Here is a 16,548-nt window from a genome sequence, read left to right on the forward strand (position 1 = left end):
CGCTTCACCCGATCAGGCGCCAGACCTCTGGCACACACCACACATCATACCGGCTGACGTGACCACTGAGCAACACATTGTGGCGAAAATGCAACGAAGCTGCGACAGGTGTCAAGCAGCAACCGCTCATGCACTGCGCGAACTGCGGTAGACCGAGACGCCCAGTTCGCGGATCTTCTTGCGCAGGGTGTTGCGGTTCAGTCCGAGAAGATCGGCCGCCTTGATCTGGTTGCCGCGGGTGGCCGTCAGGGCCGCGAGAATCAGCGGATATTCCATTTCGGTCAGCACGCGGTCGTAGAGACCGGGCGGCGGCAGCGCATCGCCGAAGCTCGCGAAATAGGTGCGCATGTTCTCTTCCACCGCCTGTGCGATGGTAAGATTGCCGCTGCGGGCCCCCATCTTGTCAATCGGGCTGTCCGGCACGTCGGAGCGCAGTTCCTGATCGATGATCTCGCGGGTGATCACGTCCTGCGGATAGAGCGCCATCAGACGGCGAACGAGGTTTTCCAGCTCGCGCACATTGCCCGGCCAGGCATAGGCCTTCATGATGTCGAGCGCCTCATTGTCGAAACGCTTGGCATCAAGCCCCTCCTTCTCGCCCATCTGCATGAAATGGCGGACAAGATCCGGGATGTCCTCGGCGCGGTCTCGCAGCGGCGGCAGGCGCAGCGGCACGACGTTCAGGCGATAATACAGATCCTCGCGGAACAGGCCCTGATTGATCAGCTGCTTCAGGTCCTTGTTGGTCGCGGCCACGATGCGCACGTCGGTGCGGATCGGCGTGCGGCCACCGACGGTGGTATACTCGCCCTGCTGCAGCACGCGCAGCAGCCTTGTCTGCGCATCCATCGGCATGTCGCCGATTTCATCGAGGAAGAGCGTGCCGCCTTCGGCCTGCTCGAAACGACCGGTGGAACGGTTCTGCGCACCCGTGAACGCGCCCTTCTCGTGACCGAACAGTTCCGATTCGATGAGGTCGCGTGGAATGGCCGCCATGTTGATGGCAACGAAGGGCCCGTTGCGGCGCTTGCCATAGTCATGCAGCGCGCGGGCCACCAGTTCCTTGCCGGTGCCCGACTCACCGGTGATCATCAGCGTCAGGTCCGTCTGCATCAGGCGGGCCAGCACGCGGTAGATTTCCTGCATGGCGGCCGAGCGGCCAACCAGCGGCATGCCGTCCTGCATGTCGTCGTCCAGCTTCGCCGGCTTGCGCTTCGGCTCGGCGAGCGCTCGACCGATAATGGCGATCAGCTCCGTCAGATCGAAGGGCTTTGGCAGATAGTCATAGGCGCCCTTTTCCGAGGCCTTGATCGCCGTCATGAAGGTGTTCTGCGCGCTCATCACAAGCACCGGAAGCTCGGGGCGCGCCTTCTTGATGCGCGGCAGCAGATCGAAGGCGTTCTCATCCGGCATCACCACGTCGGTGACGACGAGATCGCCCTCGCCCGCCGAAATCCAGCGCCAGAGCGTGGCGGCATTCGAGGTGATGCGCACGTCATAGCCGGCGCGGGTCAAGGCCTGGTTCAACACGGTGCGGATCGCCGCGTCGTCGTCGGCCACAAGGATCGTTGCGGTCATTTCAGGCTTCCTGTCGTGTTCAAGGGACGGTTCTCTTCCTGGGACCCGTCATCCTTGTGCATGGGCATCAATACGCGGAAAATGGTGCGGCGCGCCTGGCTGTCGCATTCGACGATGCCGCCATGGGCGCCGATGATCTTGGCGACAAGCGCTAGACCGAGGCCTGAGCCATTCGTCTTGGTGGTGATGAAGGGATCGAACAGATGCGGCAGGAGATCGCTCGGCACGCCGGGGCCGTTGTCGATCACGCAGAATTCGAGCGGCAGCGAAATCTTTTCGCGCGTGCCGGCCACCGACAGGCGAATGCCGGGACGATAGGCCGTCGTCAGCATGATCTCGCCATCCTGCTGGTCGCCGATCGCTTCCGCCGCATTCTTGATGAGGTTCAGGAAGACCTGAACCAGCTGGTCGCGATTGGCAAACACAGAGGGCAAAGATGGGTCATAGTTCTCGAGGATCTTGATGTCGCGCGCAAAGCCGGCCTTGGCCACCGCCTTCACATGGTCGAGAACCGAATGGATATTGAGCGGCAGGCGATCCACCGGCCGTTCATCGGAAAACACCTCCATGCGATCGACCAGCGAAACGATCCGGTCGGTCTCGTCGCAGATGAGCCGGGTGAGTGCCCGGTCCTCGTCGGCCACGGAGGTCTCAAGAAGCTGCGCAGCGCCACGAATTCCAGACAGTGGATTCTTGATTTCATGCGCCAGCATGGAGGCAAGCCCGGTGACGGAGCGCGCGGCCGCCCGGTGCGTCAGCTGGCGGTCGATCTTGTCGGCCATGCTGCGCTCCTGGAAGACCACGACGACGGAGCCCGGCTCGCTGACAACAGGCGCGACATAGAGGTCGACCAGCTTTTCCTGGCCGAGCCGCGGCGAAGACAGGTCCACGCGGTATTCGTTGACGGGTGCGCGACGCTCGCGCACCTGGTCGATCAGCGCCAGAAGCGGACTGCCGAACGGAATGAAGGTGGAAATCCTGTTGCGGGCCAGATGCGCAGCGCTTGCCCCGAAGAAGGCTTCCGCCTCCCAGTTGGCAAAGGCGATCACGCCGGCCTCGTTGACGAGGATCACCGGATTCTGAACCGAATTCAGAACGGCCATGGCAAGCGCATTGCCTGCCGCCGCCTCCTGCGACGCCTTGCTCATGCGGCCTCCCTGCTGCTTGCATGGCCGCGATAAGCCGCCAGTTCCTCACCGAGAACACGGAGCACCATGTCCGGATCCTTTTCCGTCATCAATCCCGCCTTTCGCTCCGGCGCCATCTCGGGCGCGAAGCGGTCCAGATACCAGCCGACATGCTTGCGGGCGTGGCGCAAGCCAGCCTCGCGGCCATAGAAACCGAGCATCAATTCGTAATGTTCGCAGGCAACCGCCGCCATTTCCGCGGGAACGGGATGGGCGCGGCCGGCGAGAACACCCGGATGCCACGGTCGCCCCTGCGCGCCGCGGCCGAGCATCACCGCATCCGCCCCCGAACGCCGCAGGATCTCCTGCGCATCGCCATGCGTCTCCACATCGCCATTCGCGATCAGCGGGATCGAGAGAACCTCGCGGACACGACGAATGGCATCCCAGTCGGCGCGCCCCTCGTAAAACTGCTGGCGCGTGCGCCCATGCACGGTGATCAGGCTGACGCCCGCCTGCTCGGCGCGTGCGGCAATCTCCGGCGCATTGATCGATTGCTCGTCCCAGCCGAGCCGCATCTTCACGGTAACCGGCACCTTGACCGCCGCGACAACCGCCTCGATGAGGGACAGCGCATGGTCAGGATCACGCATCAGCGCAGAACCGGAATAACCGCCGGTCACCTTCTTGGCAGGGCAGCCCATATTGATGTCAACAATGTCGGCGCCGTTTGCTTCGGCGATCCGGGCCGCTTCCGCCATCCAGTGCGCCTCGCGCCCGGCAAGCTGCACCATGTGCGGCCGGATACCCGTCCCCTTCAGACGCTCCCAGGATTCGCCGCGGTTATGCGCAAGCTCGCGACTGGCCACCATCTCGGTCACGACCAGCCCTGCCCCGTAGCGCCAGGCCAGCTGGCGGAACGGCAGATCGGTGACGCCCGACATCGGCGCAAGCACGACGCGATTGCGGATGACCACCGAACCAATCAGAAAGGGGCTTGCGAGAGTGATGGGACTCAAATGATGATCTTTCGGGCACACACGAGTTTTGCACTATTTTTATTCAGAGTTTGGGTGTTTGCCAAGTGCTATTCCCAAACTGCGTTATTTCTGGGCGACGTGCTGGAAATGGGCGTTTTCAGTCTATAGTTCTGCGCTGTCAACCGGCGAAGTCCACCCCTTGGCGGCGATCTGAGTCGTTCATCAACCGAATAAGCGATCCTGACAGGCAGTTTCATGAAGATCGGCATCGTTATCGTGGCTGCCGGGCGCGGCGAGCGGGCCGGCGCTCCACACGAGGGGCCCAAGCAATACCGCAGGATCGGCGGCGAACCGGTCATCCGCCACACGCTGCGTGCCTTTCTCACCTGGGAAAAGGCAGGACCCGTGGTGGTGGTGATCCATCCGGATGATGAATCCCTGTTTGCCTCGGCCGTGCATGGGCTGGCGAAGGCCGATCGCATCATCATCACCCATGGCGGTGCAACGCGTCAGCAATCGGTGTTCGAAGGGCTCCGCACCTTGTCCACGACAGACGCCACGCATGTGATGATCCACGATGCGGCACGCCCCTTCATCGATCATCCGCTGCTGGAGCGCATCGAAGCCCTGCTGGGCGCCGGCCATGTGGCCGTGCTGCCGGCGCTTGCCGTCACCGACACGCTGAAACGCGCCGGCGAGAATGGCATCGTGCAGGAAACCGTGCCGCGGGCCGGCCTCTATGCCGCGCAGACGCCGCAAAGCTTTGCGCTGACCGCCATCCGTTCTGCGCATGAGAAGGCCGCGGCCGCCCGCCGCAGCGATTTCACCGACGATGCCGCGATTGCCGAATGGGCGGGCCTTGCCGTCACGCTGGCGGAAGGCGCGGCCGACAACATCAAGCTGACGATCAGGAGAGACATTGCCATGGCCGACGAGAAGCTGAGCCGCCAGAACGCCCTGCCGGACGTGCGCACCGGCAACGGCTATGACGTACACCAACTGGTATCGGGCGATGGCGTAACCCTGTGCGGCGTATTCATCCCGCACGACCAGAGCCTCAGCGGCCATTCCGATGCGGATGTGGCACTGCATGCGCTGACCGACGCGCTGCTCGCCACCTGCGGCGCCGGCGATATCGGCGACCACTTTCCGCCCTCCGACCCGCAATGGAAGGGCGCCGCCTCCCGCATCTTCCTCGCCCATGCGGCCGAGATCGTGCGCCAGCGCGGCGGCGTGATCACCAATGCCGACATCTCGCTGATCGCGGAAGCGCCGAAGATTGCGCCGCATCGGGAAACCATGTGCCAGAATCTTTCCGAGATTCTCGGCATTTCCCGCGATCGCTGTTCGGTGAAAGCCACCACCAACGAGAAGATCGGCTTCATCGGCCGCAGGGAAGGCATCGCCGCCATCGCCACCGCCACCGTCGTCTATGGAGTTCTCGCATGAGCATCTTCGCTGCAGACATTCTCGACCAGGCCAAAGCCATCATCCGGCACTATGCCGCGCTGGGCCAACGGATCGCCACCGCCGAATCCTGCACCGGCGGCATGATTGCCGGCGCACTGACCGAAATATCCGGTTCGTCGGCCGTCGTCGATCGCGGCTTCGTCACCTACAGCAACGCGGCGAAGATGGACCTTGTGGGCGTCACGCCCGCCACGCTGGACCGCTTCGGCGCCGTGTCGCGGGAAACCGCGCTGCAGATGGCCCGCGGCGCGCTGTTTCGCTCGCTGGCCGACAGCGCCGTCGCCGTCACCGGCATTGCGGGACCGGGGGGCGGTTCGGCGGAAAAGCCGGTCGGGCTCGTGCATCTGGCTGCGATGAGCAGGAAGGGCACCCTCCTGCATCGGGAGATGCGCTACGGCGATCTCGGGCGCGACGGCATCCGCACCGCCACCATCCGCACCGCACTGGAGATGCTGGCGGAGCTTGTTCAGGCGTAAATCTTGTCGGCTCTGGCCTCGAACGCCTCCGCGAACATGCGGAACGCCCGGTCGAACATCGAGCCCATCACGGCGCCGAGGATGCGGCTCTTGAACTCGTAATCGATGAAGAAATTCACAACGCATCCTTCCGGGGCGGGTGAAAAGGTCCAGCGATTGTCGAGATACTTGAACGGGCCCTCGATATATTTGACGTCGATGGTCAGTTCGGCCGGATTGAGCAGGACCTGCGTGGTGAAGGTCTCGCGGATCGCCTTGTAGCCCACAGTCATATCGGCAATCAGCAGTGTCTTGCCATCCCGCTCCTTGCGCGAGCGTACCGTGAGCCCGTCGCAGAGCGGCAGGAACTGCGGATATTTTTCCACATCCGCCACCAGGGCGAACATGTTTTCCGGCGAATGGCGGACGGGGCGGTGATTTTCGAACTTTGGCATGGACGTGAGCTAATGGCAGGTCGGTGGCTTGGCAAGTGACAGGTGGTCGCGGCCGAGGCAAGGTCGTAACACGCACAGACCTAATGCGAAATTAACCTTTATCCCCAAGAATTGTGCCACACAAACCTCTGATTTACCGATCATCACGCAGTTGCGCGTAAAAGCAGTATGCAGAACAGCCCTGACAAGAGCCCCACAGACAGGACAATGGACGATTTTACCCAGATCATGCGACTGCTGGAATCAACACGGCAACTTGCGGACATGAACCAGCTGCCCATGCTGGTCTATCTCGTGGAAATGGCAAAGGCGGAGGCCCGCAGCCACCGTTTTGAGCTACGGGAAAGAAAGCGAGGCCAGGCAATCCCCAAATAGGGGGCCGAGGCTTACTCGGCTGTAGCGAGAAGCTTCTTCTCGCGGGCGGCCTTCAGACGGGCGAAATCATCGCCGGCGTGATGCGAAGAGCGGGTGAGCGGGCTGGACGACACCATCAGGAAACCCTTGGTGTAGGCCACCGTCTCGTAGGACTTGAACTCCTCCGGCGTCACGAACTTTTCCACCTTGTGGTGCTTGCGCGTCGGCTGGAGGTACTGGCCGATGGTCAGGAAGTCGACGTCGGCGGTGCGCAGGTCATCCATCAGCTGAAGCACTTCGTTGCGCTCCTCGCCGAGGCCGACCATGATGCCGGACTTGGTGAACATGGTCGGATCCAGTTCCTTCACCCGCTGCAGCAGGCGGATGGAGTGGAAATAGCGGGCGCCGGGGCGAACCGTGAGATAGTTGCCGGCCACCGTTTCCATGTTGTGGTTGAAGACGTCCGGCTTGGCAGCCACGACACGCTCCAGCGCGCCCGGCTTCTTCAAAAAGTCCGGCGTCAGGATCTCGATCGTCGTTGCGGGCGAGGCGGCACGGATCGCCCAGATCACCTTCTCGAAATGCTCGGCGCCACCATCGTCCAGATCGTCACGGTCGACGGAGGTGATCACGACGTGGCTCAAGCCCATCTGGCGCACGGCCTTGGCAACGTTTTCAGGCTCGTCCTGGTCAAGCGCATTGGGCTTTCCGGTCGCCACGTTGCAGAAGGCGCAGGCGCGGGTACAGATCTCGCCCATGATCATGAAGGTCGCGTGCTTCTTGTCCCAGCACTCGCCGATGTTCGGGCAACCCGCTTCCTCGCAGACGGTGACCAGCTTGTGGCTGCGCACCAGCTCGCGCGTTTCCTGGTATCCCTTCGAGGTCGGCGCCTTGACGCGGATCCATTCCGGTTTGCGCATCACTTCCGTATCGGGACGATGCGCCTTTTCCGGATGCCGGACGCGCTTTGAATCGTCCGGGGACGACATCCGATCGAGGATTGTGACCATGACTAACCTGCTTTCAAGCCGCCTTCAGCCGGCGGATTAGCGTCTTACGAGTTTGGCGACAAATAACAGAGCACAGGCGCCGAGGAAACCGCTGACAAGACCGCCCCAGGCACCGGGTTCCACCCAGATGCCGGCGCGCTCCAGAACGGCAGTGGCGATCGCTGCACCCACGACGCCGATGACGATGTTCATGAAGACGCCGAAGCGCAGATCCATCAACATGCCCGCCAGCCAGCCTGCAAGACCGCCGACGATGATGGTGCCAAAGAAACCCAAACCTTCCATGACCGTCCTTCCGTTTTCGGACACTCATATGGTCCCGACGAGGGCGAAGCGCAATGCGACATGAGCGGCTTTCGCCGGCGCCACGTTGCGGCAGCCTCCCTCACCCGGCCCTTCGGGCCTCCTTCTCCCCGAGAGGAGAAGGGACATCGTTGCGGCCTCTCGTCCAGCCTGCGTATCGCCAGCCGGCAAGAGAGCTCCCCCTCCCACCCCACAGCGGGAAAGGGATGTCACCAGATCAGGCGTTCAGCACCTTGCCATAGGCGTCGAGCACGCTTTCCTTCATCATTTCCGAGAGCGTCGGATGCGGGAAGATGGTGTGCATCAACTCCTCTTCCGTCGTCTCCAGGTTCATGGCGACGACGAAACCCTGGATGAGTTCGGTCACTTCCGCACCGACCATGTGGGCGCCGATCAGTTCGCCGGTCTTCTTGTCGAAGATGGTCTTGATCATGCCCTGGTCCTCGCCGAGCGCGATCGCCTTGCCGTTGGCAGCAAAGGAATAACGACCGACTCGGATGTCACGGCCCTCGGCCTTCGCCTTGGCTTCCGTCAGACCGACCGAGGCGACCTGCGGGTTGCAATAGGTGCAGCCCGGAATCTTTGCCTTGTCCATCGGATGGACGCCCGGCACGCCGGCGATCTTCTCGATGCAGATGACACCCTCGTGCTCGGCCTTGTGGGCGAGCATCGGCGGGCCGGCAACGTCGCCGATGGCGTAGAGGCCCGGCACGTTCGTCTTGCCGTAGCCATCGATGACAATGCAGCCGCGATCGGTCTTCACGCCGAGCGCTTCGAGACCGAGGTTCTCGATATTGCCCTGCACGCCGACGGCCGAGATCAGGCGGTCAGCGGTGATCGTCTGAACCTTCCCGTCCTTTGTCTCGACATGGGCGGTGATGGCGTTGGCACCCTTCTCGACCTTCGACACCTTGGCTTCGGTGATGATCTTCAGGCCACGCTTTTCCAGTTGCTTGCGGGCGAAGGTGGAGATTTCCACGTCCTCGACCGGCATGATGTTCGGCATCAGTTCGACAACGGTGACGTCAACGCCCATGGAGCGATAGAAGGAGGCGAACTCGATGCCGATCGCGCCCGAGCCCATGACCACCAGCGACTTCGGCATGAAATCCGGCTTCATCGCCTCGAAATAGGTCCAGATCAGCTTGCCATCCGGCTCGATGCCGGGGAGCGCGCGCGGACGCGCGCCGGTTGCGACGATGATGTGCTTGGCCGTGTAGGTGCCCTCGCCCAGCACGCCCTTCGGAACCGGGTTCTGCGGCTGCACCGCCGGCTTCGACGGCGCACCGACGACGATCTCGCCGGGCTTGGTGAGCTTGGCTTCACCCCAGATCACGTCGATCTTGTTCTTCTTCATCAGGAAGGCGACGCCACCGTTGAGGCGGGCCGAAACGCCACGCGAACGGGCAACCACATCCTTGACATCAGCCGTCATGGTGCCGTTCAGCGTCAGGCCATAGGCCTTGGCATGGTTGGCGTGATCGAGGATTTCGGCCGAGCGCAGCAGCGCCTTGGTCGGGATGCAGCCCCAGTTCAGGCAGATGCCGCCGAGATGCTCGCGCTCCACGATGGCGGTCTTGAGGCCAAGCTGGGCGGCACGGATGGCGGTTACATACCCGCCGGGGCCGGAACCGATGATGATGACGTCGTAGGATTGAGCCATGGGCGCTTCCACTCCTTCAAGAATGTGTCGAACCGGCGCGGAGCCGTCTTCTGTCGTTCTTCTCGGGAGTGGAAGCGGCGGCGGAACCTCTAGACTTCGGCCTCCTCGGCCAGCGGTTCCGCCCGCATCAACATCCCGTGTATTTCATCCTTCAGGGCCAGGCGCTCCTTGCGCATGCCCGCCATGCGGACGTCATCGCAGGGTTCCAGATCCGTTTCGGCGCGGTGGATGCGATGATTGATGTCCTCGTATGCGGTTGCGATCCGGTGAAAGTGGCCATCCGTTTCACGCAGGTGGCGCATCTTCACAAGATGCTCCGGAAATTCCTCCGCGAGATGGTGTGGGGTATTCGACATGACCGTCCCTCCGTCTTCGTGACTTCGACTGTCATGCTACTCTCACCGTCTGCGTGTCCTCCTTGACCCTGATCAAACTTCTGCGCAGCCTCACAGGCCGAGCATCATCCGCACCACCGGCTCGATGCCGCGGCCGATGGCGCGCGTGTTGTCCGCATCGAGGTGAATGCCGTCGAGCGGCGTGGTGCTTGCGACGGAGCCAGCATCAAAGAAGCCGCAGCCCAGTTCGTCAGCCGCGTCGCGATACATGCTGGCGAGCATCGCCCCCTCGTCGATCGCCTGATTGAACTGCGCGCCGAAAAGGGCATCCGCCGTCTCGCAGATCGACGGCGGCGAGACAATCAGCACGTCCGGCGTCTCGAAATCAAAACCCCAGTCGTGATGCTGCACCAGCTTCACCAGCCGCTTGACGCCATTCGTCGCACCGATCGCCGTGCCCTGGATTCCGCGCTTCAGATCGTTGGTACCCAGCATGATGATGACGAGATCGAGGGGCTTGTGCGTCGCCAGCAGGCTCGGCAGAAGTTTTACCCCGTTGCGCTCGCCATCGCCGAGATGATCGTCATAGGCGGTGGTCCGGCCGTTCAGCCCTTCGGCGATGACCCGCACTCCATGCCCCAGCGCCTTCTGCAGAACACTCGTCCAGCGATCCTCGTAGGCGTGGCGGTTGCGTGACACCGGGTCATAGCCCCAGGTCAGACTGTCGCCATAGGCAAGAACGGTTTTCATCGGCAGCCTCCCTCCCGGAGAAAGACGTGGAGAGGTAGCACTAGCCACCTCTCCTCATCTCGTCACACCAGCATGCCCATCGGGTTTTCGATGTAGCGCTTGAAGGCGCCGAGCAGTTCGGCTCCCAGCGCGCCATCGACAGCGCGGTGATCGGTCGAGAGCGTGACGGTCATGACATTGGCGATCTTCATCTCGCCCTTTTTCACGACCACGCGCTCCTCGCCGGCACCGACGGCCAGAATGGTGGCATGCGGCGGATTGACCACGGCGGCAAAGTTCTTGACGCCCATCATGCCCATGTTGGACACGGCCGTCGTGCCGCCCTGATACTCTTCCGGCTTCAGCTTGCGTTCCTTGGCGCGCTTGCCATAGTCCTTCATCTCGTTGGAGATGGCCGCCAGGCTCTTCGTCTCGGCCTTGCGGATGATCGGCGTGATCAGGCCGCCCGGGATCGATACGGCAACGCCGACATCGGAATGCTTGTGCTTGACCATGGCGCTGTCGGTCCAGGAGACGTTGGCATCCGGAACATCGCGGAGCGCGAGCGCCAGAGCCTTGATCACCATGTCGTTGACCGACAGCTTGTAGGCCGGCTTGCCATCCTTTTCAGGGGAAGCGGCATTGAGCTGGGCACGCAGGGCCAGCAGCGCATCCAGCTCGCAATCCACGGACACGTAGAAATGCGGGATGGTCTGCTTGCTTTCCTGCAGGCGCTTGGCAATCGTCTTGCGCATGCCGTCATGCGGCACGAGTTCGTAGGAACCCTGCTCGAACAGCTTGAGGACGGCCTCGTCCGACGGACCCTTGGCAAGCGCCGGTGCCGGTGCGGCAGCAGGGGCCGGTGCGGCAGCCACGGGTGCGGCCTTTGCCGAACCGCCCGCCACGGCCTTCTCGACATCCGACTTCACGACACGGCCCTTCGGACCGGAGCCCGATACCTTGGCAATGTCGATGCCGGCTTCCTTCGCCACGCGACGGGCAAGCGGCGAGGAGAAGACGCGGTCGCCATTGGTCGCAGCCGGAGCCGGTTGAGCGGCAGGCGCGCCAGCCGGTGCAGCGGACGCGGCAGGCGCGGCCTCCGCCTTGGCCGGAGCCGGTGCAGCGTCCGCCTTCGGCGCCGGTGCGGCCGAACCGCCGCCGGCGGCAGCGGCCGCCACATCCTCGCCATCGGCGGCGAGGATCGCGATCAGCGCGTTGACCTTGACGGCCTCGGTGCCGGCGGGAACGACGATCTTGGCAACGACGCCTTCATCGACGGCTTCCACTTCCATCGTGGCCTTGTCGGTCTCGATCTCGGCGATCACATCGCCGGACTTGACCGTGTCGCCTTCCTTGACGAGCCACTTGGCGAGATTGCCCTCTTCCATCGTGGGAGAGAGGGCGGGCATGGTGATGTTGATCGGCATGAGCCTGCCCTCCCGTTACTTGTAGCAGACGGCTTTGACGGCCTGGACCACTTCGCCGACATTCGGCAGAGCGAGCTTTTCGAGATTGGCCGCATACGGCATCGGCACATCCTTGCCGGCGATCGTTATGACCGGGGCATCGAGATAGTCGAACGCCTCGCGCTGCACCGAGTTGGCGATGAAATCGCCGACGGACGACTGCGGGAAGCCTTCTTCCACCGTCACCAGACGGCCGGTCTTCTTCACCGACTCGATCACGGCCGGCAGGTCCATCGGACGCAGCGTGCGCAGGTCGATCAGTTCGACATCGATGCCGGCCTGTTCCAGCTCGGCAACAGCCTTGACCGCATAGGTCATGCCGATGCCCCAGGAGACCATCGTCACGTCCTTGCCGGGGCGATGAATGCGGGCCTTGCCGATCGGCAGCACGAAATCGTCGAGCTTCGGCACTTCAAAGGACTGGCCGTAGAGGATTTCGTTTTCGAGGAAGATGACCGGGTTCGGATCGCGGATCGCCGCCTTCAGAAGGCCCTTGGCATCGGCCGCCGTATAGGGCTGGATGACTTTCAGGCCCGGGATATGGCTGTACCAGGCGCCGTAATCCTGGCTGTGCTGGGCCGCCACGCGGGCAGCGGCACCATTCGGACCACGGAACACCATCGGCGCGCCCATCTGGCCGCCCGACATGTAGAGCGTCTTGGCGGCCGAGTTGATGATCTGGTCGATCGCCTGCATGGCGAAGTTGAAGGTCATGAACTCGACGATCGGCTTCAGGCCGGCCATGGCCGCACCGACGCCGACGCCGGCAAAGCCATGCTCGGTGATCGGCGTGTCGATGACGCGGTTGGCGCCGAATTCCTGCAGCAGCCCCTGGGTGATCTTGTAGGCGCCCTGGTATTCGGCGACTTCCTCACCCATGACGAAGACGTCCGGGTCGCGGCGCATTTCTTCCGCCATGGCATCGCGCAGCGCTTCGCGCACCGTCATCGTCACCATTTCTGTGCCTGCCGGAATAGCCGGATCGGCAGCCACGGCCGCCTTCGGCTGGGCCGGAACCTTGGTGTCCGCGGCAGCGGTCGGCTCGTCGGACGATTCGCGTGCCTTGCCACCGGCGGCATCCGAGGTCGCAGCCGGCGTATCGGCATCGGCCTTCGGTGCGGATGCAGGTGCCGCCGAAATCGCATCGACGCTTTCGCCTTCCTGCAGAAGGACGGCGATCGGCGTGTTGACCTTGACGTTTTCGGTGCCGGCATCGATCAGCAGCTTGCCGATCACGCCTTCATCGACAGCTTCCACTTCCATGGTCGCCTTGTCGGTTTCGATTTCGGCGATCACGTCGCCGGAGGTGACCTTGTCACCTTCCTTCTTCAGCCACTTGGACAGCGTGCCTTCTTCCATGGTCGGAGAGAGGGCGGGCATGAGAATATTGATCGGCATGGGTTCCCTCCCCGATTAAAGCAGAATGTCGGTGTAGAGCTCGGACACATCCGGCTCCGGATCGTTCTGGGCGAAATCGGCGCTGTCGGCCACGATGTCACGGACATCCTTGTCGATGGCCTTCAGTTCGTCTTCCGAGGCCCAGCCCTTTTCCACCAGACGCAGACGCACCTGCTCGATCGGGTCATGTTCGGAGCGCATCTTCTGCACTTCATCCTTGGAGCGATACTTCGCCGGGTCGGACATCGAGTGACCACGATAGCGATAGGTCAGCATTTCCAGAATGATCGGGCCCTTGCCGGAACGGCAATGCTCGACAGCCTCGTCGGCTGCCGCCTTGACGGCGCGCACGTCCATGCCATCCACCTGGATGCCGGGAATACCGAAGGAGGCGCCGCGCTGCGAGAAATCCGTCTGGGCGGAGGCGCGCGAAACGGCCGTGCCCATGGCGTAGCGGTTGTTCTCGATCACGTAGATGACCGGAAGCTTCCACAGCTGTGCCATGTTGAAGCTTTCATAGACCTGGCCCTGGTTTGCGGCGCCATCGCCGAAATAGGCAAGCGAGACATTGTCGTTGCCGCGATACTTGTTGGCAAAACCGAGACCGGTGCCGAGCGAAACCTGCGCACCGACGATGCCGTGACCGCCGTAGAAGTTCTTTTCCTTGGAGAACATGTGCATCGAGCCGCCCTTCCCCTTGGAAAGACCGCCGCGACGACCGGTGAGTTCCGCCATGACGCCGCGCGCGCTCATGCCGCAAGCCAGCATGTGACCGTGGTCACGATAACCGGTAATGACCTGATCGCCTTCCTTCAACGCCATCTGCATGCCGACGACGACAGCTTCCTGGCCGATGTAAAGGTGACAGAAACCGCCGATGAAACCCATGCCATAGAGCTGGCCGGCCTTTTCCTCGAAACGGCGGATGAGAAGCATCTCGCGATAGGCCTTGAGTTCCTCGGCCTTATCGAATTCAGCGATAGCTCCACCATTGGATTTTGCAGGCTTCGCTGCCGTCTTGCGACCGGCGGCGGACGCGACTTGCTTCGGCGCCATTCATAACCTCCCTGCGTGTTTGATTGGTTATGCGTACCATAGGCAAGAATGTTCGCCCCAGCAATGCCATAAATGCATGGCTCACATGATAATCAAAGCCATGAAATTTCAGGGAAAAAGCTGAATTAACTGGAATTCGGTTAATTTAGAAATAGTTGTTGAAGATCACGATCTCATCGCCGCGCGACACATTCAACTGATAGCGCGCCGTCTCGTCCAGCATGTCCTTTTCCAGCGAACCGTCGCTCAGCAACTGCACCTGACGCTCCAGCGCCTGACGCTTCTGAACCAATTTGGCCAGTTGCGCTGCCCGTTCAAGGCGCATGCGTTCGAATTTCTCGGTCGCGATCAGGCCAAGATCGCCGTGAACGGAATGATAGCCGAAATAGGAAAGGAAGGCGGCGGTGATCGCCGGAAGGATCAGTCGACCCAGTTTCCGTTCTTTGTGATGCCTCGTCCACATGCGAGATTTTGCCCTGAAACGCATTACGTTCTGTCAGATTGGCAGAAGTTGATTAAACAATCGTTGACCATCTTTATCGCCACGGCCCGGCAAAAGAAAAAGGGCGGAACCGTTTTCGGCACCGCCCCTTGTTTTCTGTTTCGTTGTCGAAGGCCGATCAGGCCTTCAGCACGGCGCGGCCGGCAAAGGCAGCCTGCGGACCCAGCAGTTCCTCGATGCGGATCAGCTGGTTGTACTTGGCAATCCGGTCAGAACGCGACAGCGAGCCGGTCTTGATCTGACCGCAATTGGTGGCAACGGCGAGATCGGCAATCGTGGCGTCTTCGGTCTCGCCCGAACGGTGCGACATAACGGCGGTGTAGGCCGCCTTGTGCGCGGTTTCGACGGCATCGAGCGTTTCCGTCAGCGAGCCGATCTGGTTGACCTTCACGAGGATGGAGTTGGCAACGCCCATCTTGATGCCGTCGCGCAGGCGCGCCGAATTGGTGACGAACAGATCGTCGCCGACCAGCTGCACCTTGGAGCCGATCTTGTCGGTCAGATACTTCCAGCCGTTCCAGTCATCTTCCGCCATGCCGTCCTCGATCGAGATGATCGGGTACTTGGCAGCAAGCTCGGCGAGGTACTCGGCCATGGCTTCCGGCTCAAGCGTGCGGCCCTCGCCTTCCAGCGCATACTTGCCATCCTTGAAGAACTCGGTCGAGGCGCAGTCGAGAGCGAGATGGATGTCGTCGCCCGGACGATAACCGGCCTTCTCGATCGACTTCATGATGAAGTCGAGCGCTTCAGGTGCGCTCTTCAGGCCCGGCGCAAAACCGCCTTCGTCACCGACATTGGTGTTGTGACCGCCGGCAGCCAGCTCCTTCTTGAGAACATGGAAGACTTCCGAACCCATGCGCACGGCATCACGAATGCTTTCCGCGCCGACCGGCATGATCATGAATTCCTGGAAGTCGATCGGGTTGTCGGCATGTGCACCGCCATTGATGATGTTCATCATCGGCACCGGCAGCAGGCGGGCATTCGGACCGCCGACATAGCGGAACAGCGGCAGGCCCGCCGATTCGGCAGCAGCCTTGGCAACGGCGAGCGACACGCCGAGGATGGCGTTGGCGCCGAGGCGAGACTTGTTCGGCGTGCCATCCAGCTGGCACATCAGGTTGTCGATCAGAATCTGGTTTTCGGCGTCATGGCCACCGATGGCATCGAAGATTTCGCCGTTGACGGCTTCGACAGCCTTCTCGACGCCCTTGCCGTGATAGCGCTTGCCGCCATCGCGCAGCTCGACGGCCTCGTGCGCGCCAGTGGAGGCGCCCGACGGCACGGCCGCCCGGCCCATGCTGCCGTCTTCGAGGTGAACATCGACCTCAACGGTCGGATTGCCTCGGCTGTCGAGAATTTCGCGCGCGATAATATCGGTGATGGCTGTCATGGACTTTTCCTGCTGGTAAGTGCGGTGGAAATCACTGCCTGTCTTATCCAACGGTACAGAAAATACAATGGCAGGAGAATGACAGTTCCGTCGCCGGCCGCATGATCACGCGCTGTGCGGCGGATGCCGGCTGAGGGCTAAACCGAGACCGGAAGCAGAACAGGCAGTTCCAAATCTGGGAGCGAAACCTTGGCTTGGCTTTTATCAAAAAAGTAATTCATTTCGCATGAACTATTGACCCGGCGGAGCCCGCACAACAGGCGGCACAACCAGC

The 16,548-nt window shown here is 62.1% G+C and carries 17 protein-coding genes; 3 read left to right on the forward strand and 14 right to left on the reverse strand.

The genetic code is table 11. The features are described from left to right. Window positions 1-126 precede the first annotated feature (126 nt). Genes ntrC through dusB form a run of 3 tightly spaced genes read right to left on the reverse strand, consistent with a single transcriptional unit; the run spans window position 127 to window position 3,745 of the window. Window positions 127-1,578, reverse strand: a complete 1,452-nt coding sequence (gene ntrC / locus FNA46_RS03615; RefSeq protein WP_142880982.1) for a nitrogen regulation protein NR(I) — start codon at window positions 1,576-1,578, stop codon at window positions 127-129. Further along, window positions 1,575-2,726, reverse strand: a complete 1,152-nt coding sequence (locus tag FNA46_RS03620) for a two-component system sensor histidine kinase NtrB (RefSeq protein ID WP_142880983.1) — start codon at window positions 2,724-2,726, stop codon at window positions 1,575-1,577. Before FNA46_RS03620 ends, ntrC begins: the two co-directional genes overlap by 4 nt. After that, window positions 2,723-3,745: a tRNA dihydrouridine synthase DusB gene (gene dusB, locus FNA46_RS03625; protein WP_142880984.1), complete on the reverse strand. Its 1,023-nt coding sequence runs from the start codon at window positions 3,743-3,745 to the stop codon at window positions 2,723-2,725. Before dusB ends, FNA46_RS03620 begins: the two co-directional genes overlap by 4 nt. Before the next feature lie 195 nt (window positions 3,746-3,940). Here dusB and FNA46_RS03630 point away from each other — a divergent pair, with 195 nt between their 5' ends. Beyond that, window positions 3,941-5,134: a bifunctional 2-C-methyl-D-erythritol 4-phosphate cytidylyltransferase/2-C-methyl-D-erythritol 2,4-cyclodiphosphate synthase gene (locus FNA46_RS03630; RefSeq protein ID WP_142880985.1), complete on the forward strand. Its 1,194-nt coding sequence runs from the start codon at window positions 3,941-3,943 to the stop codon at window positions 5,132-5,134. Then, a complete protein-coding gene (locus tag FNA46_RS03635; RefSeq protein WP_142880986.1) occupies window positions 5,131-5,631 on the forward strand; it encodes a CinA family protein in 501 nt (166 codons plus the stop codon). Before FNA46_RS03630 ends, FNA46_RS03635 begins: the two co-directional genes overlap by 4 nt. Here FNA46_RS03635 and FNA46_RS03640 read toward each other — a convergent pair. Continuing rightward, on the reverse strand, window positions 5,622-6,065 hold the full coding sequence (locus FNA46_RS03640; protein WP_142880987.1) for a type II toxin-antitoxin system RatA family toxin: 444 nt from the start codon (window positions 6,063-6,065) through the stop codon (window positions 5,622-5,624). The two genes, FNA46_RS03635 and FNA46_RS03640, sit on opposite strands and share 10 nt — an antisense overlap. A gap of 207 nt (window positions 6,066-6,272) precedes the next feature. Here FNA46_RS03640 and FNA46_RS25920 point away from each other — a divergent pair, with 207 nt between their 5' ends. Continuing rightward, window positions 6,273-6,440: a hypothetical protein gene (locus FNA46_RS25920; RefSeq protein ID WP_185969712.1), complete on the forward strand. Its 168-nt coding sequence runs from the start codon at window positions 6,273-6,275 to the stop codon at window positions 6,438-6,440. A gap of 11 nt (window positions 6,441-6,451) precedes the next feature. Here the strand turns inward: FNA46_RS25920 and lipA are convergent, their stop codons facing one another. The 10 genes from lipA to eno all read right to left on the reverse strand — a co-directional run bounded on the left by lipA (window position 6,452) and on the right by eno (window position 16,274). Further along, complete coding sequence (gene lipA / locus FNA46_RS03645) at window positions 6,452-7,429, reverse strand: lipoyl synthase (RefSeq protein WP_142880988.1); 978 nt, start codon at window positions 7,427-7,429, stop codon at window positions 6,452-6,454. Window positions 7,430-7,465: 36 nt separating this feature from the next. Further along, window positions 7,466-7,714 (reverse strand): GlsB/YeaQ/YmgE family stress response membrane protein, encoded by a 249-nt coding sequence (locus tag FNA46_RS03650; RefSeq protein ID WP_142880989.1) that lies wholly within the window; start codon window positions 7,712-7,714, stop codon window positions 7,466-7,468. A gap of 235 nt (window positions 7,715-7,949) precedes the next feature. Next, window positions 7,950-9,395: a dihydrolipoyl dehydrogenase gene (gene lpdA / locus FNA46_RS03655; RefSeq protein WP_142880990.1), complete on the reverse strand. Its 1,446-nt coding sequence runs from the start codon at window positions 9,393-9,395 to the stop codon at window positions 7,950-7,952. A gap of 89 nt (window positions 9,396-9,484) precedes the next feature. Then, window positions 9,485-9,751 carry an HP1242/YdcH family protein gene (locus FNA46_RS03660; RefSeq protein WP_142880991.1) on the reverse strand — a complete coding sequence of 89 codons (267 nt, stop codon included), beginning with the start codon at window positions 9,749-9,751 and terminating at the stop codon, window positions 9,485-9,487. A 90-nt stretch (window positions 9,752-9,841) separates the two neighbouring features. After that, window positions 9,842-10,480 (reverse strand): SGNH/GDSL hydrolase family protein, encoded by a 639-nt coding sequence (locus FNA46_RS03665; RefSeq protein ID WP_142880992.1) that lies wholly within the window; start codon window positions 10,478-10,480, stop codon window positions 9,842-9,844. Window positions 10,481-10,542: 62 nt separating this feature from the next. Beyond that, window positions 10,543-11,886: a pyruvate dehydrogenase complex dihydrolipoamide acetyltransferase gene (locus tag FNA46_RS03670; RefSeq protein WP_142880993.1), complete on the reverse strand. Its 1,344-nt coding sequence runs from the start codon at window positions 11,884-11,886 to the stop codon at window positions 10,543-10,545. A gap of 15 nt (window positions 11,887-11,901) precedes the next feature. Next, window positions 11,902-13,323, reverse strand: a complete 1,422-nt coding sequence (locus FNA46_RS03675) for a pyruvate dehydrogenase complex E1 component subunit beta (RefSeq protein WP_142880994.1) — start codon at window positions 13,321-13,323, stop codon at window positions 11,902-11,904. 15 nt (window positions 13,324-13,338) lie between these two features. Next, the gene (gene pdhA / locus FNA46_RS03680) at window positions 13,339-14,379 is read right to left on the reverse strand and encodes a pyruvate dehydrogenase (acetyl-transferring) E1 component subunit alpha (RefSeq protein ID WP_142880995.1); all 1,041 of its coding nucleotides are present in this window, start codon (window positions 14,377-14,379) and stop codon (window positions 13,339-13,341) included. A gap of 145 nt (window positions 14,380-14,524) precedes the next feature. Next, a complete protein-coding gene (locus FNA46_RS03685; RefSeq protein WP_142880996.1) occupies window positions 14,525-14,842 on the reverse strand; it encodes an FtsB family cell division protein in 318 nt (105 codons plus the stop codon). Between the two features lie 157 nt (window positions 14,843-14,999). Then, on the reverse strand, window positions 15,000-16,274 hold the full coding sequence (eno, locus tag FNA46_RS03690) for a phosphopyruvate hydratase (RefSeq protein ID WP_142880997.1): 1,275 nt from the start codon (window positions 16,272-16,274) through the stop codon (window positions 15,000-15,002). Window positions 16,275-16,548 lie beyond the last annotated feature (274 nt).

It is taken from the genome of Affinirhizobium straminoryzae, assembly GCF_007004135.1.
GTDB lineage: Bacteria > Pseudomonadota > Alphaproteobacteria > Rhizobiales > Rhizobiaceae > Neorhizobium > Neorhizobium straminoryzae.